This is a genomic window from Xanthobacter wiegelii, from assembly GCF_043193855.2.
GTDB lineage: Bacteria > Pseudomonadota > Alphaproteobacteria > Rhizobiales > Xanthobacteraceae > Xanthobacter > Xanthobacter flavus_A.
In genome coordinates this window covers 1,337,718-1,363,095 of record NZ_CM195529.1, presented here as the reverse complement: position 1 = coordinate 1,363,095, position 25,378 = coordinate 1,337,718, and the positions used below count along the sequence as shown (strand labels likewise).

Sequence of the window (25,378 nt, the reverse complement as noted above, 5' to 3'; positions counted from 1 at the left end):
CCAGCGGTCCCGCGGCGCGGGACGAATTTGGCGGGCTTATCTCACAAAATCGCCCGATTTCCCATAGGTGGGTCACGCCGGCCCAGGAAAAAGGCCCGGCGTGACCTGTTCAACGCAGTGTGACGCGCGAGCGCAGGCTCAGTTCACAGGCCGCTTGGCACCGGCGGGGCGGCCCGCGGGACGCTCACTCCGGTTGGATACGGCCTTCATGAAGCCGAGGCCGCCGAGATCGTTGCCGGGACGGGCGCCACGATCGCCGCCGCGCTCACCGCCACGGCCTTCGCCCTGGGGACGCGCGCCACGGCCTTCACCGCTGCGGTTCTGGCCGTCGCGACGGCCCGCGCCGTTGCCGGCACCCTGGCCGTTGCGATGCCCCTCAGGAGCCCGCTCGGCACGCGGCTGAGCGGCACGGGCCGGACGGCCCTCGCCGGCAGGACGCTCACCGCGCGGCTCGCGCTGCTCGCGACCTTCGGCGCGCTGTCCTTCCGAACGCTGACTTTGGCCACGCCCACCCTCGGGACGCGGACCGCGCGAGCGCTGCGGACCACGCTGGCCGGGACGGCCGCCGCGACCACCGATGAAATCGTTGCGCTCGGCCGTCTCGTCACGCTCTTCCAGCTCGATCGGCGGAGCCGCGGGAATATCGAAGCGCATGCCTGCGCCGCGACGGTCGGTGGCCGGGATCTGCAGCTTGATGAGCCGCTCGATGGACTTGAGATACGCCCGCTCCTCGTGATCGCAGAAGGAGATGGCGATGCCCTCGCGGCCGGCGCGCGCGGTGCGGCCGATGCGGTGCACGTAGCTCTCGGGCACGTTGGGCAGGTCGTAATTGATGACGTGGCTCACGCCCGTCACGTCGATGCCGCGGGCGGCGATATCGGTGGCGATCAGGGTGCGGATCTTGCCTTCGCGGAAGGCGAGGAGCACGCGGTCGCGCTGGTTCTGCGACTTGTTGCCGTGGATCGCCTCGGCGGCGATGCCGCACTTGGCGAGCACGCGCACCACCTTGTCCGCGCCGTGCTTGGTGCGGGCGAAAACGAGGGCGCGGTCGACGTCCTCGGTGGAGAGAACCTCGGCGAGGAGCTGGCCCTTGTTGGGCTTGTCCACGTGGATGACGCGCTGCTCCACCCGGTCGGCGGTCTTGGCCACCGGGGTGACGGCGACGCGCACCGGATCATGCAGCATGCCGCCCGCCAGTTCGGCGATGGCCGGGGGCATGGTGGCGGAGAAGAACAGCGAGTGCCGCTTGTGCGGCAGCCGGCGCACGACCGCGCGGATGGCATGGACGAAGCCCATGTCCAGCATCTGGTCGGCCTCGTCGAGGACGAACATCTCCACCTGGTCGAGCTTCACCGCGTGGTTTTCCACGAGGTCCATGAGCCGGCCGGGGGTGGCGACGAGCACGTCCACGCCGCGGGCGAGCGCCCGGATCTGCCGACCCATGGGCACACCGCCGATGGCGAGCGTGACCGAGATGTTGGCGTGACGGCCGAACTTCTCGAAATTGTCCACGATCTGCCCGGACAATTCGCGGGTGGGCGAGAGCACCAGAGCTCGGACGGACTTGGGGTCCGGACGGCGGGGATGGCGCACGAGACGATCGAGGATGGGAAGGGCGAAGGCAGCGGTCTTGCCGGTGCCGGTCTGGGCGATGCCGATCAGGTCGCGGCCATTGAGGACCTGCGGGATGGCTTCAGCCTGGATGGGGGTGGGAGTGACGTGATTCGCTTCGGTGAGGGCGCGAACGATGGGCTCGGCGAGGCCGAGGCTCGAAAAAGAGGTCAAGCTCTGACTTTCGTATGCGAGCGGCACCGGCGCAGCCTTTTGGGCGCGGCGCGGCTCGCGGGATTTCGACATCCCGCGTGGCCAGGGGTGTCCAAGGGCAAAAGATGTGATCGGGCAAAGCCGCTTGCGATGCCTCACAGACGAAACGCCATGTCACAGCGTCGTCCAGATCGAAGCTCCAGCGGTCTCCGCTACGCGGCCCGAGCGCGCTAAGGGGAGGAAACCAAATGCCTCCATCGGCGCGAACCACCATATGGACGAGACCCGTGACGATTTCAAGGCGAATGGTTGGGCAGTCCGCGCTTTGTCTGCCCTCATGCCCAGCCGTGGCGCCATTTTGCCCGAATGTGCGTTCAGGAAGTCGCGCAGCAGCAATCGCCGCACGAGCGGATGCGCGGCGGGGCTTGCGCCCGGAGGCCGCGGGCCCGATCCTGGCGGCAGGAGGAGACATGTTCGATCTGTCCGCCGTCGTCACGTCGCTCACCGCATTCGTTGAAGAGCACCATTATCTCGCGCCGGCCGTGGTGTTCGGGCTCGCCTTCGGGGAATCGCTGGCGCTGATCTCCTTCTTCATTCCCGCTACCGTGCTGCTGCTGGCCATCGGCGCGCTGATCGAGGCGGCGGGGCTGCACTTCTTCCCCATCTGGCTCGCCGCAGCCGCCGGCGCGGCGCTGGGCGATGCCATCTCCTACTGGCTCGGCTTCCATTACAAGGAGCGCGCGAAAGGCTTCTGGCCGCTGTCCCGCCGCCCGGACCTCGTCGCCCGCGCCGAGGACTTCTTCCAGCGCTTCGGCGTGTGGGGCGTCGCCATCGGCCGATTCTTCGGCCCGCTGCGCGCCGTGGTGCCGCTGATCGCCGGCGTGCTCGCCATGCGCCAGAGCCATTTCCAGATCGCCAACGTCGCAAGCGCGGCGCTGTGGGCCTTCGCCATGCTGGCGCCCGGCGCGGCTGCGCTGAAGCTGATGGGCCTGTAAACCCCGTCTCGCGATCACGCGCGGCTTGATGCCGCATCGCAGCAAAGACTGATCCGGCAGCAGAGCCTTGGCGGTATCTTGATCTACTACGGCCGGTGCGCTGCTCATCCGGAAGGGGCAGCGCTATTGTCTCGCGGCGGAATCCTGTATATCGATGGACATATCACAGGCCCATTGCCGAGGTGCCATTGCCATGTCCGGATTTATTGCCTCCCGCCGCCTGATCCTGGGTCTCGTCTTCTCCGCCTTTGCCGCCGCGCCGCTGCCCGCGGCCGCGCAGGAGACCGTGACCGTGTTCGCCGCCGCGAGCCTCACCAACGCCTTGCAGGACATCGCCAAGGCCTATGAGGCGAAGGGCAGCAAGGACATCATCAAATTTTCCTTCGCGGCCTCCTCCTCGCTCGCCAAGCAGATGGAGGCCGGCGCGCCCGCCAACATCTTCACCTCCGCCGACCTCAAGTGGATGGACTATACCGACGCCAAGGGCCTGACCCTGCCCGCCACCCGCGTGAAGCTGCTGGGCAACAAACTGGTGCTGGTGGCGCCCGCCGACAAGGCGAAGCCCGTCACCATCTCCAAGAGCCTGGACATCGACGCCTTGCTCGGCCCCAACGGCCGCATCGCCACCGGCCTCACCGACAGCGTGCCGGTGGGCGTCTACGCCAAGACCGCCTTCACCAATCTCGGCCTGTGGGACAAGGTGGCGCCGCGCATCGTCGGCTCCGAGAGCGTGCGCGCGGCGCTGGCGCTGGTGGAGCGCGGCGAGGTGCCCTACGGCGTCGTCTATGCCACGGATGCCGCCATCGCCAAGAACGTGAAGATCGTCGCCACCTTCCCGGCCGACAGCTATCCGCCGGTGGACTATCCCTTCGCCCTCGTGAAGGGCCAGGACACGCCCGCCGCCAAGTCCTTCTTCGCTTTCATCCAGAGCCCGGATGCAAAGGACATCTTCAAGAAGTACGGCTTCGCGGTGAACTGACACGCCGCCAACGTGTCGCGGAACGGGAATTGCTTATTCAGGGCAAAAGACCGAGCCTGACCGACAGCAAGGCAAGGCCTTTTCGCAGGCGGACGTTGTTGAGATGTTGCTCACTCCCGAAGAATGGACGGCCGTGCGGCTGAGTCTGGAGGTGGCCTTTTGGGCTACGCTCTGGAGCCTGCCGCCGGCCATTCTCATTGGCTGGGTGCTCGCCCGGTTCGAATTTCCCGGCAAGGGCATCTTCGACGGCATCGTCCATCTGCCGCTCGTGCTGCCCAAGGTGGTGGTGGGCTATCTGCTGCTCATCACCCTGGGCAACCGCGGCTATCTCGGCCAGTATCTGAACGAGTGGTTCGGCATCTCGCTGATCTTCTCCACCGCGGGCGCCACGGTCGCGGCGGCGGTGGTGAGCTTCCCGCTTACGGTGAACGCGATCCGCCTCGCCATCGGCGGCATCGACAAGGGCATCGAGACGGCGGCGCGCACCCTGGGCGCGAGCAGGCTCGACGCCTTCTTCACCGTCACCCTGCCGCTGATGATGCCTGGCGTGCTCTCCGGCTGCCTCATCTCGCTCGCCTCGGCGCTGGGCGAGTTCGGCGCCACCATCACCTTCGTCTCCAACATCGAGGGCGAGACGCGGACCATCCCGCTCGCCATCTACAGCGCCACCCACATGCCGGACGGCGACGCCATGGCGCTGCGCCTCACCCTGGTCTCGGTCATCCTCGCCCTCGGCTCCCTGATGCTCGCGCAGATCGCGGACCGCCGCATCCGCCTGGCCCTGGGGCAGCTATGATCGAGATCGACGTCGCCCTCGCCCGGACCACCGGCTTCCACCTCAAGGCCGCGCTCCGGGCGCCCGAGATGGGCGTCACCGCCCTGTTCGGCCGCTCCGGCTGCGGCAAGACCACCATCATCCAGCTGGTCGCCGGCTCCCTCGCGCCGGACAGCGGCTTCATCCGCGTGGGCGACGAGGTGTTCTTCGACAAGGCGGCGGGCATCAACCTGCCCATGGAGCAGCGCGGCGTCGGCTACGTCTTCCAGGATGCGCGGCTGTTCCCGCACCTGACCATCGAGAACAACCTGCGCTACGGCGAGCGCCGCACCAGAAGGCCCCGCACCATCCGGTTCGATGCCGTGGTGGAGATGCTGGGCGTCGGCCACCTGCTGAAGCGCCGGCCGCACACCCTCTCCGGCGGCGAGAAGCAGCGCATCGCCATCGGCCGGGCGCTCCTCTCCCAGCCGCGCCTGCTGCTGATGGACGAGCCCCTCGCCTCGCTGGACGAGATGCGCAAGGGCGAGATCCTGCCCTATCTGGAGCGGCTCAGGGATGAGCTGAACCTGCCCATCCTCTATGTCAGCCACTCCATCGAGGAGGTGCTGCGCCTCGCCGATACGGTGGCGGCGCTGTCGGACGGAAAGGTGATCGCCTGCGGGGGCCTGTCCGACGTGCTGTCGCGGCCCGAGCTGCTGCCGGTGATCGGTCGCTTCGACATCGGCACCATCCTCGACTGCATCGTGACGGCGCACGATCCGGACCTCAGCCTCTCCACCGTCTCGTTTGCCGGTGGCGAACTGCGCGTTCCTCTCGTGGACCGGCCGGTGGGCGCGCCGACGCGGGTGCGCATCCGCTCTCGCGACGTCTCGCTTTCTTTGTCGCGGCCCATGGACGTGTCGGTGACGAACCGCATCAGCGGCACCATCGCCTCCATTACCCGGGCCGAAGGGCCGTTCTCCGAGGTGGAGCTGGCGCTTGCGGCCGGTCGCCTCGGCTCGCTGGTGACCCATGAAAGCGTGCTGCGCCTTGGCCTTGAGCCGGGCATGCAGATATGGGCAATGATCAAGGCGGTGACGGTGGACAGCCGGCCGATGGGCTTCCATTCGCCCGGCGCGGAGATCAGCCCGCCTGCTTCGCGGCCGGGCCGACCAGCGGCGCATCCGCCTCAGGATCCGCCGGCTCTGCGGGTGATTTCGGGTGGTAGTCCGCCGCAAGGGCGGACGTAAGCTCGTCCAGCGCGCCGCTGGTGGCCTTGGCCGCCTGCCGCTCCATGGCGCGATAGAGCGCGATCACCCGCTCGCCGAAGGCCGTCACCTCGGTGCCCGCGCCACGGCGGCCGGGGAAGGTGACGATGACGCGCTGCTCGAACATGCGGTCCAGTTCGTCCACCAGCAGCCACGCGCGGCGATAGCTCATGCCGATGGCCTTGGCGGCGGCGAGGATGGAGCGGTGCTCGCGGATCGCTTCCAGAAGCTTGATCTTGCCCGGCCCGAGGCGCCGGCCATCGGCGAAGTCCACGCGCAGGAACAGGCGGGTGCCCTGCCCGTCCTTGCTGCGGGTGTCCTTGCTGCGCGCGTCCTTGCCGCCGGTTCCGCCGCTCATGTGGTGATTCTCCTCGGGTGCCGCGCGGCGCCGCCTGAGCGGCTTGTCCGGCGGCTGGCCGTCGCGCGAGCATAGCGGAAGCCGCGGGCGGCGGAAACGCCGCGCGATGATGGCGGGAGGAGAAGGCTGCAACAGGAGCATGCTGCGTGGGGGCTCACGGCCCCGCACCCCGTCAGGCGCGGGAAATGCGACCGCCCGCCGGGCCGGCGCCGGTCTGGCTGCGCGGGGTGGCAGACCGGCGGCCGTTGATGATGGCCGACAGGCCGACAATGACCGCCACTGTCGCGGCATAGGCGATCACCTGCATGCCCGTGGGCTCGGCGCGATAGCCGACGAGCGTGCGCAGCACGCGGCCGAGGGCGCTGTCGTCCGCCAGCAGCCAGCTGGAATTCCAGACCGGATCGGCCAGCGACTGGATGAAGCCGGCATCCTGCAGGATGCCCACCACCTGCGCCGCAAGGCCGGCGGCCAGCAGCGTGATGAGGACGGAAGTAACCTTGAACAGATGCTTGAGCGGGATCGCCACGAGGCCGCGATAGAGCAGCAGGGACACGGCCGCGCCCGCAGCGAGGCCGCCGAGCCCGCCAAGCGCGATCGCCCCCGGTGAATCGCCGCCCGTGCTGGCGATTCCATAGAGGAAGAGCACGATCTCGACGCCCTCGCGCAGCACCGCCATGCCGACGACGATGGCGAGCGCGGCCAGCGGCTTGCGCCCTTCCTTCACGTCGCGGCCGACCTCCCGCATCTCCATGACCATGTGCTTGCCGTGGCTCGCCATCCAGACGACGGTCCACACCAGCATGACCACGGCAACAGAGAGGATGGCGGCGTTCAGGATATCCTGCCCCGAGCCGTCGAAGGTGGAGGCGATGGTGTCCGCGAACAGCGCGAGGACCGCCGAGCCGGCGATGCCACCCAGGATGCCGAGGCTGATCCACAGGCCGCGATGGCGGATGCCCTCGGAGGCGGCAAGCACCACGCCGGTGACGATACCGGCCTCGAGGACCTCGCGGAAAACGATCAGAAGCGCGGCAATCATCGCGACAAGTCCTTCCGTCCCCCACGGCTGTGGCCGCCGCATCGGCGGACACAAACGCTGACCTGAGGCCGTCGTCCTTCGGAAGAAATCGCCGCCGGGACGAAAACCATTGGAATATGACGAAATCCTATCACCCGCGGGCGCGCGCTGTCACCGCAATGGCAGAGCTTTGGAACTGTTCAAATGAAAAGGTGGAACTGCGCGGGAAGCGTTGTAGACAATATTTGATAGGCGCCTGCGATGGACCCGAATGCTGCCCGGTCCAGCGTTTGCAGCCCGTCGCGCCGAACCGGCTCGGGAGGCAGCGGATACAGGGTTACGTTACGTCCTCTACTAAAGGATGCGTCGCTTTGACTTAAAAGTCCCAAGTCGATATCCCGCACTCTGGACATGGAACAATTCTATTATTGTCTCAAGCGCTTGCCCGCCACCGGCCCGACTCATACTCTCCGCGCCGACGGGGCAAAGGCCCTGGTTCCGGTTTGCCCGGGCACCGGTTCCCATTTGCGAATTTCAAGGAGAGAAGGTCGATGCGCGCGCATTTTCTCGGCGCAGTCATCGCGTCAGTCGCAGCGTTCGCGAGCCCTGTGCTCGCGCAGGCGCCGAAGCCGCGTGACGTGATCGTCCATTACGCCGACCTCGCCGAGGTGTCTTACGGGACATCGGCCTCCACCGCCAAGGACATGCAGAAGGCCATCGAGGCCTTCCTCGCCGCCCCCAGCGCCGAGAGCCTCGGCAAGGCGCGCGACGCCTGGAAGGCGGCCCGTGTCTACTACCAGCAGACCGAGGCCTTCCGGTTCGGCAACAAGATCGTCGACGAGTGGGAAGGCAATGTGAACGCCTGGCCGCTGGATGAAGGCCTCATCGATTACGTGGACAAGAAGAGCTACGGCGAGAAGTCGGACGAGAACCCGCTCTACACCGCAAACGTGATCGCCTCGAAGTCCATCCGCATCGGCAAGAAGACGGTGGATGTCACCAAGATCACGCCCAAGCTGCTGCATGAGCTCAACTCGGCCGGCGGCGTGGAGGCGAACGTGGGCTCCGGCTGGCACGCCATCGAGTTCCTGCTGTGGGGCCAGAACCTGCATAACGCGACGCCCAGCCAGGGCCAGCGCCCCTATACCGACTATGACCTGAAGAACTGCACGAACGGCAATTGCGACCGTCGCGGCCAGTATCTCAAGGTCGCCACCGAAACGCTCGTCGCCGATCTCGACGAGATGACCGGCCTGTGGGGCGCCAAGGGCAAGGCCCGCGCCGCGCTCGTCAAGAAGAACGACAAGGCCGGCCTCGCCACCATCTTCACGGGCATCGGCTCGCTGTCCTATGGCGAACTCGCCGGCGAGCGCATGAAGCTCGGCCTCATCCTCCATGATCCGGAAGAGGCGCACGACTGCTTCTCCAACAACACCCAGAACGCGCACTATTATGACGAAGTGGGCATCCGCAACGTCTATTACGGCTCCTACGTGAAGCCGGACGGCGCCAAGGTCACCGGCCCCTCCGTCGCCGACCTCGTCCGCGCCGCCGACCCGAAGGTCGCCGACGAGATCGACGCCAAGTCCGACGCCGCTCTCGCCGCCCTCAAGGCACTGAAGGACGTGGCGGATTCCGGCGAGATCACCTACGACAAGATGCTCGAAGAGGGCAACACCAAGGGCGCCAAGCTGATCCAGGACGGCGTCGACGCCCTGGTGGCCCAGGCCCACGCCATCGAGCGCGGCGTCGCGGCCCTCAAGCTCCAGATCAAGATGGAAGGCTCCGACAGCCTCGATAACCCGAAGACCGTGAAGAAGAATTGAGACGATGACCATGGGATGGACGCGATGATATCGCGTCGGGCGCTCCTTGCGGGCGCGGCGGCTGCGGGGGCGGCGGGGTTCGCCCCCTCCGCCCTCGGCCGCATGCCGGCCTCCGTGGACACGCTGCCCAAGAGCGCGCCGGTGCGCCGGCTCGCCCTCACGGCGGCGGAGATGGAGATGCCGCTGCTCGGCCCGGGCCAGCCGATGACCAAGGGCTTCTGTGCCTATAACGGCACGCCCTTCCTGACCCTGCGCGCGCCGGTGGGCACCCGGCTGATGGTGGATTTCGAGAACCGCCTGCCGGACCTCACCACCGTCCACTGGCATGGCGTGCGGGTGCCCTATCTGTCGGACGGCGTCTCGCCCCTCACCCAGGCGCCGATCCCGGCCGGCGGTACGTTCACCTACAACGTGCCCCTGCCTGATCCGGGCTTCTATTTCTTCCACCCCCATTGCGACGAGACGGGCCAGGTGGGCCGTGGCCTCGTCGGCCTGCTCGTGGTGGACGATCCGGCCGAGGCGAAGCTCGGCTTCGATGCCGAGCACTTCATCGTGGTGAAGGACTGGCGGCTCGACGAAAAAGACGGCCGCTGGCTGGAGATGTTCACCGACGAGGGCGCGTCCACCGCCGGCACTTTCGGCACGGTGCGCGCCACCAACGGCTCCATCGTGCCGCCCCGCGTCGAGGCGCCGGCCTATGGCGACGTGCGGCTGCGCGTCATCGTCGCCGATTCCACCCGCACCATCGATTTCGGCTGCGACACGGAAGACGCCGCCATCATCGCCATCGACGGGCAGGCCCTGACACCGCTTCCCCTCTCCAGGCTGCCGAACGAGATCTGGCGCATGGGCCCTGCCATGCGGATCGACGTGCATGTGCGCATGCCCGGCCCCGGCGAGGAGGTGAAGGTCTACGACTACCGCACCGCCGAACCCTATCTGCTGACCACGCTGGTCGGGGTGGACAAGGGCCGCAAGAAGACCGCCTTCCGCCCCAAGGCGCTGCCCGCCGCCAAGGTGCCGCTGCCGGACGTGAAGCGCGCGAGCCGCATCGACTATCTGGTGCAGACCGCCGCCGGCCCCATCGTGAGCGGCGATCCGCTGCCACCGGACGATCCCTTGGCGAAGGCGCTCATCGCCTCCGCCTGCGTCGGCAGCAAGACCTTCTGGGCCATCAACCGCAATTCCTGGGGCGCCGGCGCGGACCTGCGCCTGCCACCCCCGCTGGCGACGCTGAAGGACGGGTCGAGCTACATCGTCTCCATCAGCAACGTCACCAAGCACGTCCACCCCATGCATCTGCACGGGCACGTCTTCCGCGTGCTGTCCTCCTCCAAGAAGAAGGACATCCCGCCCTATCTCGCCGATACGGTGATGACCGAGCCCAACGAGACGGTGGAGATCGCCTTCCGGGCCACCAGCGGGGACTGGGTGTTCCACTGCCACATCCTGGAGCACATGGATTCCGGCCTCATGGGCTGGATCAGGGTGGTGTGATGGGGCGCGTGTTTGTCCTCGCCTTGCTCGCCGCCCTCTCCGCGACGCCCGCCGCCGCCGAAACGCTGGACAGGCTGGACCTCGCCATCGGCAAGGCGCTGTTCAAGCGGCCCTGGGTGCCCGCCCCCGCCTCGACGCGCGGCGACGACGGCCTCGGCCCGCTGTTCGACGCCCGCTCCTGCGCCACCTGCCATCCCGCGGACCGCCGCGCCCCGGCCCGGCTGGAGCACGGCACGGCGGAGCGCGGCTTTGTGCTGATGATCGGCCGGCCGGACGGCAGCGGTGATCCCGTCTACGGGCGGCGCTTCCAGATCGATGCGGTGCCGGGCATTCCGGGCGAGGGGATGATCGGCGTCACCGATACGCCGCTGCCGGACGGCCGCATCGCCCGCAAGCCGCATCCCGAGGCGCTGGGCTACGGCCCGCTCGATCCCGCGAGTGGGCTTTCCCTGCGGGTGGGGCCGGACCTCAAGGGCCGGGGGGCGCTGGCCGCCGTGCCGGATGCCGCCATCCTCGCGGTGGAGCGGGAGCAGGCGAAAGGCGTGGACGGCGTGAAGGGCATGGCGCGGCGTGTCACCCTCGCCGATGGCAGCACCGCCATCGGCCGCTTCGGCTGGAAGGCGTCGCAGCCCGATCTCGCGCGGCAGTCGGCGGAAGCCTTCTTCCTCGATCTCGGCCTTTCCACCCGCTTCCACCCGGAGCCCTGGGGCGATTGCACGCCCACGCAGACGGCCTGTCGCACGGCGCTCCATGGCAATGCCAACGCCACGTCCGGAGATGCGGACGACGAACTGGAAATCGGCTCCGCCTTGCTGGACAGGGTGGTGGCCTACATCGCCTCCCTCCCCCAGCCCGAGCCAGAGGGCCTGCCAAAGGCCGAGGCGAAACGCGGCGCCGCGCTGTTCACCTCCACCGGCTGCGCCCAGTGCCACCGGCCCTCGCTGCCCATGGCGGGCGGCGGGGAGGCGCGCATGTACACGGACCTGCTGCTCCACGAGATGGGGCCGGACCTTGGCGACACCATGCCGGAGCCGGGCGTCGGCGCCTCCCAATGGCGCACCGCGCCGCTCGCCGGCCTCTCGGACGCGATCGCCGCCAACACCGGCCTGCTGCACGACGGCCGGGCGCGGACGGTGGAGGAGGCGATCGCCTGGCACGGCGGCGAGGCGGATACCGCGCAGCGGCGCTTCGGCGCGCTGCCGCCCAAGGACAGGGCGGAGCTGGTGCGGTACATTTCGTCCCTGTGATTTTGGCCGGCTTCTGCCGGTGTGGACCTGATATTGCGGATCGACGTCATGATCGAAGCCACACGCCGTTCTTCTTTCCGCCTTGCCGGCGCGGCCCTCGCCGCCGCGCTCGCCTTCGGCACCGGTCCGGCGGCCGCGGCCGATCCGAAGCTCGATCCGGTGCCGCTCATCGAGGGCTGGCTTTTGCCACGCTACGATGCGCTGGCCGCCGCCACCTCCGAGCAGGCCAAAGCCTGGGCCGCCTTCTGCCCCACCCCCTCGGCGGAGGGCGTCGCGCCGCTGAAGGAGGCTTATGGCAAGGCGGCGGATGCCTGGAATGCGGTGGAGTTCATCACCTTCGGCCCCATCACCCTATCGCTCCGCGCCGACCGCATCTCCTTCTTCCCGGACCGACGCAACGGCATTGCCCGTGGCCTCTCGGAGATCATCGCCGACAGCGATCCCGCCCGCCTCGCGCCCGAGCGCTTCGCCCAATCGAGCGCGGCGGTGCAGGGCCTGCCGGCGCTGGAGCGGCTGCTGTATGAGGACGGCGCCCCTGAGGCGCTCGTCTCTGGCCCCGAGGCCGCGCGGCGCTGCGCGCTCGGCACCGCCATCGTCAACAATCTCGCCGCCATCACGGGCGAGATCCGCACCGCGTGGGGCGACAAGTCCTCCGGCGTGCTTGGCGCCATCGTCTCCGGCAAGGGCGATCCGGCCCTGTTCCCGGATGTGGGCGCCCTGCCCGGCATGATCCTCACCGACCTCTCCGGCGCCTACCAGCGCGTAACCGACACCAAGCTGCTGCCCGTGCTTGGCTCCGGCCCCTCGGACGCCAAGCCGATGGTCGCCGACAGCTGGCGCTCCGGCCGCTCCGGCCGTGTCGCCGCCAACATGATCCGCAGCGCCGACGCGCTCCTCCTCGCGGTGGCAGCGCAGTTGCCGAGCCGGCCGCAGTGGGTGGTGACCAAGGCCGCCACCGCCGCCGATGCCGCCGCCGACAAGCTGCCCGCGGACATCGGCGCCGCGGCCGCAACCGCATCGGGAGCGCAAGGCATCCAGACCGCCATCAAGACCTTCAAGGCGGCGCAGCTCGCCGTCTACAAGCCCATCGCCTCCTATTTCGGCATCTCGCTGGGCTTCAACGCCCTCGATGGCGACTGAGGCGATAGCGACGGACATGCGCGCGCGCCTCGACCACGCCCCGCTCATAGGCCGCCGCGGCCTGCTGCTTGGCAGCGCCGCGCTCCTCGCCGCCGCAACCTTGCCGGGCGACCTGCGCGCTGCCGAACTGGACGAGGGCTGGCTGGCGACGGCGGGCGTGGGCGAGGGGTTCGCAGCCATCGGCCTCGACGCCGGCTTCGCCCCGACGCCGGAGGCGCCTTCCGATGTCCGGCTCCACGGCATCGAGGCGAGCCCGGTGGGCCCGCTTGCCGTGGCAGTGGGACGGCGGCCGGGGCGCATCGCCCTCGTGTTCGACCGGCGCAAGGCCGGCGTGGTCACGAGTTTCGGGCCGGGCGAGGGCCGCGTTTTCTCCGGCCACGGCCGTTTCACCGCGGACGGCCGGCTGTTCCTGACCAATGAGATCGAGCGCCCGGCGGACGGCATGCGCGCCATGGGCCGAGGCGTCGTGGCCGTCCGGATCGTGGAAGGCGGCTTCGCCATCCGCAACGAATGGTCGAGCGGCGGCGACGGCCCGCACGATCTGATGCGCTCGGGCGCTGCCCTCGTCATCGCCAATGGCGGCATCGAACCCAACACGCCGGAGGCGCGCGACGCCGAGGTGACCGGCTCCGGCATCACCCTCGTCGATCCTCAGACCGGCGCCGTGCGCGGCGAGGGCAAGCCCTCCGCCGACCTTGCCAGCCTGTCGCTCCGCCACCTCGCGCACGACGGCAATGGCGGCACGGTGGTGGCGGCGCAGGACCTGTTGAAGGATGGCGAGGCCCGCCCCCTGCTCTTCCGCATCGCCGCCGATGGCGCGCTCTCCCCCTTCGATGCCCCGGATGCAGCTTGGCGGGCGTTGCGCGGCTATGTCGGCTCGGTCGCCTATGACCCCTCCGGCCGCTTCGTCGCCTGCGCCACCCCGCGCGGCAACCAGGTGGCCGTGTGGGAGGCGGACGGGCGCTATCTCGGCGCGGTCCCCCTCACCGATGGCTGCGGCCTCGCGTCGGGGGCGGAGGCGGGCACATTCGTCGCGGCGTCTGGCTATGGCGAGGTGATCGTGGTGAAGGCCGAGCGGGAGGGTGTCGCCATCACCGCGCGGCGCACCGGCGGGCCGCGCTACGACAACCACATGGTGCGCATCGGCTGATTTTCATTCGCCCTCACGCAACCTTCCTGCTTTTGCGCCATTATCGGGATCGTGCCCGTGGTGGGCATTGAGTGGCGGGCAGCGGGAGAATGGCGATGAACTGGGTCGTGCTGGTCGGCAGCGTTCGCAAGGGGTCCCTCAACGCCGCGCTGGCCCGCGCGTTGGCGGGCATCGCGCCTGAGGGGACGGCGCTGGAGATCCTGCCCTCCATCGCCGAATTCCCCATCTATGACGGGGACATCGAGGCGGAAGGCTTCCCGGCGCCGGTGACGGCCATGGGGGAGAAGGTTGCGGCGGCGGATGCGCTCGTCATCGTGACGCCGGAATACAATTACTCCGTCCCCGGCGGCCTCAAGAACGCGCTCGACTGGCTGTCGCGCCTGAAGCCGCAGCCGCTTTCCGGCAAGCCCACCCTCATCCTGTCCGCCTCGCCCGGCAGCATGGGCGGCGCGCGTGCGCAATATCACCTGCGGCAGGTGCTGGTGGCGGTGAACGCCCACGTCATGAACGTGCCGGAGGTGATGGTCTCCCAGGCCCACACCAAGATCACGGACGGCGTGGTCACCGATCAGGGCACGCTGGACTTTACCAAGAAGCAGCTTGCCGCCTTCGCCACCTTCGTGAAGAAGGCCAAGGCGGGGGACGCGGAGGGCTGAGGCCCGCTCACCCCTCTGCGTATTCGGCGAACGACATGGGCGTCTCGTAGACCCGCACGGACGCGAGCGTGGGCAGGAGCGGCTTCATCCGCGTCCAGATCCACGCCGCGATGATCTCGGCGGTGGGGTTCTCCAGCCCGTCGATGTCGTTGAGGCAATAATGGTCGAGCTGCTTCAGCAGCGGACCGAAGGCGTTCTCCACATCGAAGAAGTCGACCACGAAGCCGGTGACCGGATCCACCGGTCCTTCCAGCGCGAGGTCCACGCGGTAGGAATGCCCGTGCACACGCCGGCAGCGGTGGGTTTCCGGCACGTTGGGCAGGAAGTGCGCGGCCTCGAAGGTGAAGCCCTGGGTGATCCGCACGCGGCCGGGCAGCGCCGCGGGGGTGTCACGGGTGGTCATGGAATTCCGATCATCTTGTGGGTCTGGACGGACAGGCGCCAGCGCGGATTGGCGAGGCAATAGGCCACCGCCGCCTCGGTGTTCGCGCGGCGATCCGGGCCGTCCATGGGCTGGAGGAAGAAGTTGGTGAAGGGGAGGTTCGCGACCTCGGCGGGATCGAGCCCGGTCTGCGGGAAGACGAGCTTCAGCTCGTGACCGGCGCGCTGCTTCAGCTCGGTGCCAGCCTTGGGGCTGACGCAGATCCAGTCGAGCCCCTCCGGCGCGGCAACCGTGCCGTTGGTCTCCACCGCGATCTCGAAGCCCCGCGCATGCACCGCCGCGATGGCTGCCGGATCAAGCTGGAGCAGCGGCTCGCCACCGGTGAACACGACGAAGCGGCGCTCGGCGCCGGCCTCTCCCCAGACGGTCGCGATGGCATCCGCCAGCGCCTCAGCGTCCATGAAGCGGCCGCCGCCCTCGCCATCCAGGCCGACGAAATCGGTGTCGCAGAAACGGCACTGGGCGGCGGCGCGATCCTCCTCCCGCCCGGACCACAGGTTGCACCCCGCGAACCGGCAGAAGACGGCGGCACGCCCCGCCTGCGCGCCCTCCCCCTGCAGGGTGAGGAACATTTCCTTGACTGAATAGGCCATAAGGCGACGCCTTTAGACCGAACGCGCCCGCGAGGGAAGCGCCGGCGGGGCATAGGTCGCCTGCGAAGGCCGGGTCCTATTGGGCGGCGGGCGGCTGGGTTGGGGACGGCAAGACGGGGCCGGACGACTGGGCCGCCCGCGCCTGGTCGAGGCCGGTGATGCGCACGCCCTGCATCTGCACGCTGTTGGACGTGGCCGTTCCGCTGGCGCTGGCGATGGTGCTCTGAAGCTGGGGCGCCATTTCCGCCAGTTGCGCGAACTTGCCGTGGTTGAAGCTGTCGAGCGCCTTAACGTCGGTCATGTCCACCACGACGGCGCCCAGTTCGACCAGCTCGGTGTCGTTGGCGTATTCTCCGAGCCGCGGCTTCTTGCCGGCGAGGAATTCGGAGAAGCCCAGCGCCTTGTCGTCCCGCGAGATGACCACGACGAACGGCTTCGGCGGCTTGCCGAAGCGGCGCAGCTGGGTCTTGAACACATCCACGTCGATGTCCGGCGCGGCAAGGATGATGTTGCCGATCTTGTTCGGCGGCAACGTCTTGCCGGAGATGCGGATCTGGCGCAGCGCCTCCACCGTCAGCCAGTTGCCCATGGAGTGGGCGAGGATGCTCACCTGGTCCGCGCCGCTGCCGAAGGCGAGGCGGATGGTCTCCTCCAGCTGGTCGCGGGCGGCGGTGGCGCTGTTGTTGTCGTAGACATAGCCCTCGGTGGTCGCCCGCGAGGCCCAGGTGAAGAGGACCGGCACGGCCGGGGCATCGGAATCCGTCGCCATCTGCGCGAGGCGGTACAGCGCCTCGGAGAACATGGTGTTGTAGCCGTGCACGAAGATGAAGACGTTGCGCTTGCCGGCAGGCCGGCGCGCCAGCTCGCTCTTCAGGTCGCGCAGGAACTCGCTTTCGGTGTCGCGGTAGACGGCCTCCCGCACCACCATGTCGGTGGCCGGATTGCCCAGCCCGTTCTTCGGCCACTCGATCTCGCCCGGCTTGTGGGTGGGCGGCACGGAAAGGTCGATCTTCGCGAAATTGAGCTGGGCGGAACGTTCGCCATTGAAGAACACGCCGGCGCGCGGGTCCCGTTCGCGGGTGGAGGCGACGAGGATCACCTGCTCGCGCGCACCTTCAGCCAGCGGAGCGGCGACCGGGACAAGCGCATCGATGCCGGGGCGATCGGAGCAGCCGGCGATGAGCATGACCACCGTCGCGGTCGCGATGAGGCGCAGTGCCAGATTGCGCAACGTCATGCGCCAATTCCCCCGAAGTCTGCCACGCGCTAACGCATGCCCCCGCATCACGGGTTGTCTTGGCACAAACAATGAGGCGGATGAACGGCGATCGCCCGAAATGCTGAACAGCCGTGAAACGGCGCCAGGCCGGCCACGCCCCCGGGTACCGCAGATTGCAGAAAGCAGGTGATTGACCCCTGTTTCGCTCAATCTTCTTGCAAACCGGCAAACCCAGATTGCGCCCGTGGTTCTCGTATCGGAGGGGCTGTCCGCCTATCTCTGGCAGCAGACAGATACCCAGGCTCCGCACGCCGGAGGAGGACGCAATGGCAAACACCACCGAGACCACCGGGCCCCTGACCGGACTGCACCACGTCACCGCCATCACGGCCGACGCCCCCTATAATCACCGCTTCTACACCCAGACGCTCGGCATGCGCCTCGTGAAGAAGACGGTGAATCAGGACGACGTTTCCGCCTACCACCTGTTCTATGCCGATGGGGAAGCCAACCCCGGCACCGACCTCACCTTCTTCGACTGGCCGGTGCCGCGCGAGCACCGGGGCACCCATGCCGCCGTGCGCACCTCGCTGCGGGTGCGCGACGAGGCGGCGCTGGAATACTGGGCGGCGCGCCTCACCGACGCGGGTGTCGCCCATGCCGGCATTGAGACCCGCGATGACCGCCACCAGCTTCCCTTCGAGGACCGCGAGGGCCAGCGCCTTGCGCTCATCGTGGATGACGGCAAGGGACCGGGCACGCCCTGGTCCAAGAGCCCGGTGCCGGAGGCGCACCAGATCCGCGGCCTCGGCCCGATCCTGATCTCGGTGCCGGACCTCGCGCCCACCGCCGCCGTGCTCATCCACGTGATGGGCATGAAGGAGGTGCGCACCTATGCCGCCGAGGACGGCCGCGCCATCCATGTGTTCGAGATGGGCGAGGGTGGCCCCGCCGCCGAGGTGCATGTGAAGGTGGAGCCGGGCCTTTCACCCGCCGGACAGGGCGCGGGCGCGGTGCACCATGTGGCTTTCCGCGTCACCACCTTCGACCAGTATGAGGAGTGGGCGCGGCGGCTGAAGGAGCTGCGCATCCCCAACAGCGGGATGGTGGATCGCTTCTACTTCCGCTCGCTCTATTTCCGCGAGCCCAACGGCGTGCTGTTCGAGCTGGCCACCGACGGTCCCGGCTTCGCCGCCGACGAGGACGCCGCCCACCTCGGCGAACGCCTCGCGCTGCCGCCCTTCCTGGAGGGCCGCCGCGCTGCCATCGAGGCCGGGCTGAAGCCGCTCTAGCTCGCGTTTCACACGCTGTGGTATTCTCCGCCGTGCTCCGGGTTGCAACCGGCGCACGGCGGATAGGGCAAGGGTTGGATGGTGGACGAGCTCGATGTGGTGGATGGCCTCTATGAGGCGGCCGTCCTGCCGGAGTTCTGGCCGCAGGCCATCGAAGGGTGCGGACTGCAGGCCGGCGGCATCGGCGCGGTGATGCTGATGAACAGGGGCGGGAAGTTGCGCGGCTTCGCCTCACCGGGCCTTGTGGAGCGCTTCGCAAAATGGGGCGCGCAAGGTGGCATGGCGTCCAATCCGCGGCTGGAACGGGCTCTCGCGCGGCCCGACATGCCGGTGGTGCTCGACCGCGACCTCTTCACCCCTGACGAGATCGAGACGCTCCCTTACTTCAAGACGTTGCGCTCATTTGGGGTCGGCTGGTCGGCGGCCCTTGCCATGCCCATGCCGGATGGCGCCCACGTGGCGCTCAGCCTTGAGAAGCCGGGCACCGAGGCGCCCTTCGACGACGCGGCGGTGGACTGGCTGTACCGGCTCCGGCCGCATGTTTCGCGGGCCGCAGTCACCTCCATCCGCCTCGCGCTGGAGCGCCTCAACGCGACGCTCCAAGCCTTCTCGGCCCTGGGCGTCGCGGCGGCCACCATCGACGCCTCAGGGCGGATGATCGACGCCAACGCGCCCTTTGCCCCCCTGCTGGGGCGGGTCGTGCTCGACCGGCGCGACCGCATTGCCCTGATGGACCGAAATGCGGATGCCCTGATGGCCCAAGCGGTGGCCCGCCTGCGCCGGGATCTTTGGTCCACCACGGTGGGCTCGATCCCCATCCGGCCGACGGAGGGGCAGGCCCCGCTGGTGCTTCACGTGGTGCCCGTGCGGCGCAACGCGCACGACATCTTCGTCGGCGCCGGCGCATTGCTGGTGGCAAGCGAGATCGGCGATAACCGGACACCGGCATCGGCTGTCCTCCAGGCACTGTTCGACCTCACGCCCACCGAGGCGAAGGTCGCGCGCCTGCTGTGCGACGGCCGGTCGATCCATGCGATCGCCCTGGAACTGGGGAGCACGGAATTCACCGTCCGCGCCCATCTGAAATCCGCTTTCCGCAAATGCGGCGTGCACCGGCAGGCCGAGTTGGTGGCGCTGCTACGCACCCCGTTCAGCCCGCCGGAGCCCTGATTTCCAACCTTCGGCTCAGGCCCGCTCTTCCAGCGGATGCGTGCGCAGCCGCATGGGGTCGTAGAAGGGCGTGCGCACCACGGTCGCCTCGAAGCTCTCGTCGCCGTCGGTGACGGTAAGCGCGGTACCGAGCGCAGTCACGTCCGGACGTAGCGAGACCAGCGCCAGCGACTTCATGAGATGGCGGCTGTAGGTGGTGGAATTCACCACGCCCACCTCTGCGCCGTCCTTGAAGATCTTCGCGCCGGGCGTGATCGCCTTGGCCGCCAGCACTTCGAGACCCGCTTGGTGGGTGCGTTCCGTGCCCTTGCGGGCGAGGAGGGCCGCCTTGCCGCGGAAATCCGGCTTGGAGAGGTCCACGGACCAGTCCATCAGCACCTCGAAGGGCGTCGTGTCCTTGTGCGGCATGTCGAAGGGGAAGAAGAGCAGGGAGCCTTCCACCCGCACGATGTCGAGGCAGTCCCACGACACCGGCATGGCGCCGAAGGGCTTGCCCACCTCAAGGATCTTGTCCCAGAGGAAGACCGCATCCTTCGCCGCGCAGAACACCTCATACCCCCGCTCCGCCGAATAGCCGCCGCGGGCGAGCGACACCGGGATGTCGAACAGGGTCGTCTTGCCATGCCCGAAATAGGGCAGCGCCTTCAGATCCATGGGCGTGTGGGGGGAGAGGATGTCGAGGGCGAGGGGGCCCTGCAGGGAGAGGATATGGACATCGTTGTCCCGCGCGAAGGTGACATCGAAGCCCTCCGCCACCACCGGCAACGCCTCTTCCAGCGCCCCCCCGCCGTGCGAGAGGCGGAACGTGCCGTCCCCGTCCACATAGACGAGCACGTCGTCGATCAGCCCGCCTTCGTCATCGACGATGGAGGAGATCATGGAGCGGCCAGCCGGAATCTTGGCGATGTCGGCGGTGAGCAGCTTGTTGAGGAACGCGAGCGCGTCGGGGCCGCCGATGTCGATGATCTTCAGGGCCGACACATCGAAGAGGCCGGCCCGGGTGCGCACCGTCTCCGTCTCCACATACGGGTCGGTGGCGTAGTGCTGGGGAATCGCCATGTCGTTCCAGGATTCCTCAAGCTTGGAGCCGAGGTCTCGGTGACGGTCGTTGAGGATCGATTGGCGCAGAATGGTCGCGCTGGTCATGTGCCCTCTCTTGAAGGATGCCGGCCCGTGCGCCGGGCCCGTCGTTAAGGCAGGCGGGCTCGGCGGCCCTCGGGGCCGGCCACGCGCCGCGACGAGCGCATCCTGATGGCGGGCAGCGGATTCTGTCAATTACTTTTCCTGAGAAGAAATTTCTTTGGTAGCATGGCGCGAAAGGCGGCACATGAAAGCGAGGCAGCCCCATGGAACGCCCAGTTCACGATCACATCCGGAGCCGTTTTCGCTCAATTAATGGGCTTGCACCGGAATTGGTCCGTGGCACTCTCGTTTCTACCGCGTCAAAAAAGTTCACTGAGGGGAACAGGCGCGCCACAGCGTGATCGCAAATGGCAGGGACGGCCGCGGGGACTGCCCGCGTGCCGGCCCGGGCGGAGCTTGAGACATGTCCGAGACGAAGATGTGGGGCAAGGAAGAGTTCTGGGGGCTCGGCTTCGAGTGGGACCCCCAGTGGCTGCTGAGCGCCGAGCAGAAGGACTTGCAGGCGAAGCTCATCGCCTTGTGCGAGACCACGCTGCGCGCGAACGCCGTGGAGAGCGACGCCAACTACGTCTACCCGCGCAAGAATTTCGAGGCGCTCGCCACCCTCGGCCTTCTCTCCCTGAATGTGCCGAAGGAACTCGGCGGCCTCGGCCAGAACCATGTCTGCGCCGCCATGGTGGTGGAGACCATCGCCCGCTACGGCTGCCCCTCCACCGCCATGTGCTACACCATGCACCTCGGCGCCGTGGCCGCCGCGCTGCTGCGCCACCACGACAACCCGCTGCTCACCGACATCCTGAAGCGGCTGGACACCGACGTGCTCATCGGCACGCTCTCCTATTCCGATCCCGAGACCGGCTCGCACTTCTGGTACCCGATCTCCTCCAAGGCCGAGGCCCATGGCGACGGCTGGAAGGTGACGAAGAAGGCCTCCTGGACCACCTCCGGCGGCTTCGCCGACTGGTACATCGTCCAGACCACCAGCCCCGGCTTCTCCGGCGACTATTCCGACCTCTCCTGCTTCCTCGTCACCAAGGACGAGGTGAAGGCCAACCCCTCCGAGTGGGACGGCCTCGGCCTGCGCGGCAACCAGTCCGGCCCCATCGTGGTGGAGAATGCGGTGCTGCCGAAGGAGGCCCTGGTCGGTCCCGTCGGCGATGGTGCCAAGTCCAACGACGAGGTGGTCGACCCCTTCTTCCTCACCTGTTCATCGGCCTGCTGGAACGGCATCTCGCTGGCGGTCATCGACATCGCCAAGCGCCACACCACCCGCAAGACCCACAATGACGTGGGCATGCGCGTCGCCGACTACCCCACCATCCAGGACTATGTGGGCGAGGCGATCATGGACACCAATGCCTGCCGTGCCTTCGACTACCAGATGGCGCAGGCGCTGGATTCCGTCACAAACAATTGCGACTGGTCGATCCACAAGGACATCGACGCTTTGCCCCGCTCCACCCTGCTTCACTGGCTGTGGCAGGTGAAGTTCGAGGCGGCCAAGAACGTCGCCCATGTGGTGGACAAGATGCTCCACGCCACCGGCGGCACGGGCTTCCGCCCGGCGCTCCAGATCGAGCGTTATCTGCGCGACGGCAAGGCCGGCTGGGTGATGGGTCCCACCAACGAAGTGCTGCGCCAGTTCGTCGGCAAGGCCGCGCTGCTGGGCTTCGGTTCGCTGGACTACTGGAACAAGTCGATCAACGAGCGCGTGCTCAACAACGAGATCAAGAAGATGGACGAGGCGGAGAAGCGCGCCTTCGCCGAAAAGCTGCTGGCCGAGCTTCAGCCGGCCAAGGTGGCGTGACGCGGGACGCCATCACGCGGAGCCTCGCCCCCTCTTCGCTCAGGAGGGGGCGAGGACCCGCGCGCCCGCCATCGAAGGGGATTATCATGGACGGGCTGTCGCATTTCAGAGAGTACCTTGCCATGACGACCATTGATCTCGACGCCCGTTTCGACCCGCGCGAACTGCGCAACGCCCTCGGCCGCTTCGCCACCGGCATCGCGGTGGTGATGGCGCAGGACGAGGACGGCCCCATCGGCGTGACGGTGAATTCCTTCTCCTCCGTCTCGCTGGACCCGCCGCTGATTCTCTTCTCCATGGCCCGCTCGCTGCACTCGCTGGCGCGGCTGGAGAGGGTGAAGGCCTATTCGGTGAACATCCTGCTGGAGAGCCAGCAGGAGATTTCCAACCGCTTCGCCCGCTCCGGCGAGGACAAGTTCTCCGCGACTCCGTGGGAGATCGGCCCCTCCGGTGCGCCGCGCCTCGTGCCCGCCCATGCGGTCTTCGAGTGCGTGCCCTATGCCCATTACGACGGCGGCGACCATGTAATTTTCGTCGGCCGGGTGGTGCATCTGCACGCCGAGGGCGAGGGCGATCCGCTGCTCTATTACCGCGGCAGCTACCGGCTGCTGGCGGCCATCGCTCAAGAGGGGTGAATGGACGCCTCCCTCCTTCCCCCCGGTCCTTCCGCCTCGCCCGCCGCCGCCCGCGAGCGGGTGGTGGTGCGCGGCGGCGGCCTCGCCGCCCTCACGCTCGGCGCCGGAGACATGCTGACCGTGCTGGACCCGGAAGGGCTCCAGCCGGCGCTGGTCTTCGTCACCGACATGGGTGCGGTGGAAGGCTGGGAGGGCGCCGGCGTCGAGACGTTGCCTGCGCTTCTGGAACAAGGGGGAGAGGGCAGCGCGGAGGTCGCCCGGCTGTTGGCGGACATGCGCCTCGCGCCGGCATCGCTGGCGGGGCGGACGGTGCTGTCGGGAGACGGCGGCGCGGGCGCGACGGCGGACATCGCCGCGCGGGCAGATGTGCTCGTGGTGATCGCCGCCCCCGGCGGCCCCATGTCCCCGGACGCGCAGGACGCGCCCACCGATCTCATCGTCACCGTCACCCGCGCCCGGGGCCGGGGCCGTCCCCTCCCCGCCCCGCTCGCGCTACCGAAGCTCGACCTGCGCGTCCCGGCGGCCGAAGCCCGGGCCTACAAAGTGAAGGCGGGTGACTACATCCAGATCATCGACGTGGAAGGCCGCCAGTGCGCGGACTTCCTCGCCTTCGACGCCGCCGCGCTTGAAAAGGGCGCGGAATACGGCCTCGACGCCACCACCACCCGCACGCTGATGGGCGCCGCCTATCCGGGACCGGGCCTCTATTCCAAATACTATGACGAGCGCCAGCTGCCTCTGGTGGAGGTGATCCGCGACACGGTCGGCCGCCACGACACCTTCGCCCTCGCCTGCTCGGCGAAGTATTACGAGGATATGGGCTATCCCGGCCACGCCAATTGCACGGACAATTTCAACGCCGTGCTCGCGCCGCTGGGGATACGCCAGCGCGCCGGCTGGCCGGCGATCAACTTCTTCTACAATACGGCCGTGGACCACACCAACGCCATCACCATGGACGAGCCATGGTCGCGGCCCGGCGACTATGTGCTGCTCAAGGCGCTGACCGACCTCGTGTGCGCCACCTCCTCCTGCGCCGACGACATCGACCCCGCCAATGGCTGGGAGCCCACCGACATCCATGTGCGCGTCTACGACGGCACCGAAAACTTCTCCAAGGGGATCGCGTTCCGCATGAGTGCCGACGCCGAGCCGCGCCTGACGCGCGAGAGCGCCTTCCACCAGAGCCTTGCCGCTTATACGCGCAACTTCGTGGAGTATCGCGGCTTCTGGCTGCCCACCTGCTTCACCAGCGAGGGGCCGATCGCCGAATACTGGGCCTGCCGCGAGAAGGCCGCGGTGATGGACCTGTCCCCCCTGCGCAAGTTCGAGGTGACGGGGCCGGACGCCGAAATCCTGCTCCAGCGCACGGTCACGCGCGATATGCGCAAGCTCGCCGTGGGGCAGGTGGTCTATACCGCGCTCTGCTACGACCACGGCGGCATGATTGACGATGCCACCGTCTTCCGCCTGTCGCCGACCAATTTCCGGGTGGTGTGCGGCGAGGAATTTACCGGCGCCTGGCTGCGCACCAAGGCGGCGGAATGGGGCCTCAACGTCCATGTGCGCGCGTCCACGGACCAGTTGCACAACATTGCCGTGCAGGGGCCGCTGGCGCGGGAAATCCTGTCCGAGGTGATCTGGACCGGGGCCACCCAGCCCGCCATCACCGAGCTGAAGTGGTTCCGCTTCGCCGTCGCCCGCCTCGGCGGGCCGACCGGACCGGCGCTGGTGGTCTCGCGCACGGGTTATACGGGCGAATTGGGCTTTGAAATCTGGTGCCATCCCAAGGACGGCAAGGCGCTCTTCGAGGCCGTGTGGGCGGCGGGCGCGCCGAAGGGCATGAAGCCGCTCGGCCTCTCCGCGCTGGACATGCTGCGCATCGAGGCCGGGCTGGTCTTCGCCGGCTACGACTTCTGCGCTGAGACCGACCCTTACGAGGCCGGCATCGGCTTCGCCGTGGCGGACAAGGACGAGGATTTCGTCGGCAAGGCGGCGCTGGCGCGGCGCAAGGCGAACCCGGCAAAGAAGCTCGTGGGGCTCAAGATCGAGAGCAACGACGCGGTGGGCCATGGCGACCCGCTCTTCGTCGGCCGGGCGCAGGTGGGCGTCGTCACCAGCGCAACCCGCTCGCCCATTCTCAAGGGCCAGATCGCGCTCGCCCGGATCGATGTCGCCCACGCGGCGGTGGGCACCGCCATCGAGATCGGCAAGCTGGATGGACTGAGGAAGCGCATCGGCGCCGAAATCGTGCCGTTCCCCCATTTTGATCCGCAGAAGACCCGGGTCCGAGCCTGAATGAGACGACCCGCCTGAATGGCGGACCTGAAGACTGCAGTATCGTCCCGGCGCGCCTGAATAAAGGTGCGACGCCCGGGCATGCTGTTGTTTCCGCAATTCTGGCGCGACTACTCATTGGGCAGCA

Annotated in this window: 22 protein-coding genes; 15 read left to right on the top strand and 7 right to left on the bottom strand. The window is 68.2% G+C overall.

Going from position 1 to position 25,378, the window contains the following annotated elements; all coding sequences use genetic code 11:
- Positions 1–138: 138 nt before the first annotated feature.
- A complete protein-coding gene (locus tag V5F63_RS06255) occupies positions 139–1,785 on the bottom strand; it encodes a DEAD/DEAH box helicase (protein ID WP_245327419.1) in 1,647 nt (548 codons plus the stop codon).
- Positions 1,786–2,234: 449 nt separating this feature from the next.
- Here V5F63_RS06255 and V5F63_RS06250 point away from each other — a divergent pair, with 449 nt between their 5' ends.
- From V5F63_RS06250 to modC, 4 genes are all read left to right on the top strand, one after another.
- Positions 2,235–2,759 carry a DedA family protein gene (locus tag V5F63_RS06250; RefSeq protein WP_209488128.1) on the top strand — a complete coding sequence of 175 codons (525 nt, stop codon included), beginning with the start codon at positions 2,235–2,237 and terminating at the stop codon, positions 2,757–2,759.
- Positions 2,760–2,952: 193 nt separating this feature from the next.
- A complete protein-coding gene (gene modA / locus V5F63_RS06245; RefSeq protein WP_394102558.1) occupies positions 2,953–3,738 on the top strand; it encodes a molybdate ABC transporter substrate-binding protein in 786 nt (261 codons plus the stop codon).
- A 103-nt stretch (positions 3,739–3,841) separates the two neighbouring features.
- Entirely contained in the window at positions 3,842–4,534 is a 693-nt protein-coding gene (gene modB, locus V5F63_RS06240; RefSeq protein ID WP_209488126.1) for a molybdate ABC transporter permease subunit, read from the top strand.
- Entirely contained in the window at positions 4,531–5,742 is a 1,212-nt protein-coding gene (modC, locus tag V5F63_RS06235; protein WP_394102557.1) for a molybdenum ABC transporter ATP-binding protein, read from the top strand. Before modB ends, modC begins: the two co-directional genes overlap by 4 nt.
- Here modC and V5F63_RS06230 read toward each other — a convergent pair.
- Together V5F63_RS06230 and V5F63_RS06225 are read right to left on the bottom strand one after the other, a co-directional pair.
- Positions 5,636–6,118 carry a winged helix-turn-helix domain-containing protein gene (locus V5F63_RS06230; protein WP_209488124.1) on the bottom strand — a complete coding sequence of 161 codons (483 nt, stop codon included), beginning with the start codon at positions 6,116–6,118 and terminating at the stop codon, positions 5,636–5,638. The two genes, modC and V5F63_RS06230, sit on opposite strands and share 107 nt — an antisense overlap.
- 172 nt (positions 6,119–6,290) lie before the next feature.
- Positions 6,291–7,157: an FTR1 family iron permease gene (locus tag V5F63_RS06225; protein ID WP_209488123.1), complete on the bottom strand. Its 867-nt coding sequence runs from the start codon at positions 7,155–7,157 to the stop codon at positions 6,291–6,293.
- 530 nt (positions 7,158–7,687) lie between these two features.
- Here V5F63_RS06225 and V5F63_RS06220 point away from each other — a divergent pair.
- From V5F63_RS06220 to V5F63_RS06195, 6 genes are all read left to right on the top strand, one after another.
- Positions 7,688–8,962 (top strand): imelysin family protein, encoded by a 1,275-nt coding sequence (locus V5F63_RS06220; RefSeq protein WP_394102556.1) that lies wholly within the window; start codon positions 7,688–7,690, stop codon positions 8,960–8,962.
- A 24-nt stretch (positions 8,963–8,986) separates the two neighbouring features.
- Positions 8,987–10,459 (top strand): multicopper oxidase family protein, encoded by a 1,473-nt coding sequence (locus V5F63_RS06215; protein WP_245327417.1) that lies wholly within the window; start codon positions 8,987–8,989, stop codon positions 10,457–10,459.
- Entirely contained in the window at positions 10,459–11,706 is a 1,248-nt protein-coding gene (locus V5F63_RS06210) for a di-heme oxidoredictase family protein (protein WP_394102555.1), read from the top strand. Before V5F63_RS06215 ends, V5F63_RS06210 begins: the two co-directional genes overlap by 1 nt.
- A 48-nt stretch (positions 11,707–11,754) precedes the next feature.
- Positions 11,755–12,846 (top strand): imelysin family protein, encoded by a 1,092-nt coding sequence (locus V5F63_RS06205; RefSeq protein ID WP_209488119.1) that lies wholly within the window; start codon positions 11,755–11,757, stop codon positions 12,844–12,846.
- A gap of 16 nt (positions 12,847–12,862) precedes the next feature.
- Positions 12,863–13,996 (top strand): DUF1513 domain-containing protein, encoded by a 1,134-nt coding sequence (locus V5F63_RS06200; protein ID WP_394102554.1) that lies wholly within the window; start codon positions 12,863–12,865, stop codon positions 13,994–13,996.
- Positions 13,997–14,091: 95 nt separating this feature from the next.
- The gene (locus V5F63_RS06195; protein WP_394102553.1) at positions 14,092–14,652 is read left to right on the top strand and encodes an NADPH-dependent FMN reductase; all 561 of its coding nucleotides are present in this window, start codon (positions 14,092–14,094) and stop codon (positions 14,650–14,652) included.
- A gap of 7 nt (positions 14,653–14,659) precedes the next feature.
- On the opposite strand, the gene queD is transcribed toward V5F63_RS06195, so the two are convergent.
- The 3 genes from queD to V5F63_RS06180 form a co-directional block, all read right to left on the bottom strand.
- On the bottom strand, positions 14,660–15,016 hold the full coding sequence (gene queD / locus V5F63_RS06190; protein WP_209490271.1) for a 6-carboxytetrahydropterin synthase QueD: 357 nt from the start codon (positions 15,014–15,016) through the stop codon (positions 14,660–14,662).
- Positions 15,017–15,051: 35 nt separating this feature from the next.
- The gene (gene queE / locus V5F63_RS06185; protein ID WP_394028973.1) at positions 15,052–15,687 is read right to left on the bottom strand and encodes a 7-carboxy-7-deazaguanine synthase; all 636 of its coding nucleotides are present in this window, start codon (positions 15,685–15,687) and stop codon (positions 15,052–15,054) included.
- Between the two features lie 76 nt (positions 15,688–15,763).
- The gene (locus V5F63_RS06180) at positions 15,764–16,924 is read right to left on the bottom strand and encodes an alpha/beta hydrolase (RefSeq protein WP_394102552.1); all 1,161 of its coding nucleotides are present in this window, start codon (positions 16,922–16,924) and stop codon (positions 15,764–15,766) included.
- A gap of 308 nt (positions 16,925–17,232) precedes the next feature.
- On the opposite strand from V5F63_RS06180, the gene V5F63_RS06175 reads away from it, so the two are divergent.
- Positions 17,233–18,198, top strand: coding sequence for a ring-cleaving dioxygenase (locus V5F63_RS06175; RefSeq protein WP_394102551.1), 966 nt, complete (start codon positions 17,233–17,235; stop codon positions 18,196–18,198).
- A gap of 78 nt (positions 18,199–18,276) precedes the next feature.
- Positions 18,277–19,368: a helix-turn-helix transcriptional regulator gene (locus tag V5F63_RS06170; RefSeq protein WP_209488113.1), complete on the top strand. Its 1,092-nt coding sequence runs from the start codon at positions 18,277–18,279 to the stop codon at positions 19,366–19,368.
- A 15-nt stretch (positions 19,369–19,383) separates the two neighbouring features.
- On the opposite strand, the gene V5F63_RS06165 is transcribed toward V5F63_RS06170, so the two are convergent.
- Positions 19,384–20,514 (bottom strand): aminomethyl transferase family protein, encoded by a 1,131-nt coding sequence (locus tag V5F63_RS06165; RefSeq protein WP_394102550.1) that lies wholly within the window; start codon positions 20,512–20,514, stop codon positions 19,384–19,386.
- A gap of 400 nt (positions 20,515–20,914) precedes the next feature.
- Here V5F63_RS06165 and V5F63_RS06160 point away from each other — a divergent pair, with 400 nt between their 5' ends.
- The 3 genes from V5F63_RS06160 (at position 20,915) to V5F63_RS06150 (ending at position 25,251) form a co-directional block, all read left to right on the top strand.
- On the top strand, positions 20,915–22,318 hold the full coding sequence (locus V5F63_RS06160) for an acyl-CoA dehydrogenase family protein (protein WP_245327413.1): 1,404 nt from the start codon (positions 20,915–20,917) through the stop codon (positions 22,316–22,318).
- A gap of 122 nt (positions 22,319–22,440) precedes the next feature.
- Positions 22,441–22,953: a flavin reductase family protein gene (locus V5F63_RS06155; protein ID WP_245327409.1), complete on the top strand. Its 513-nt coding sequence runs from the start codon at positions 22,441–22,443 to the stop codon at positions 22,951–22,953.
- On the top strand, positions 22,954–25,251 hold the full coding sequence (locus V5F63_RS06150; RefSeq protein ID WP_394102549.1) for a trimethylamine N-oxide demethylase: 2,298 nt from the start codon (positions 22,954–22,956) through the stop codon (positions 25,249–25,251).
- Positions 25,252–25,378 lie beyond the last annotated feature (127 nt).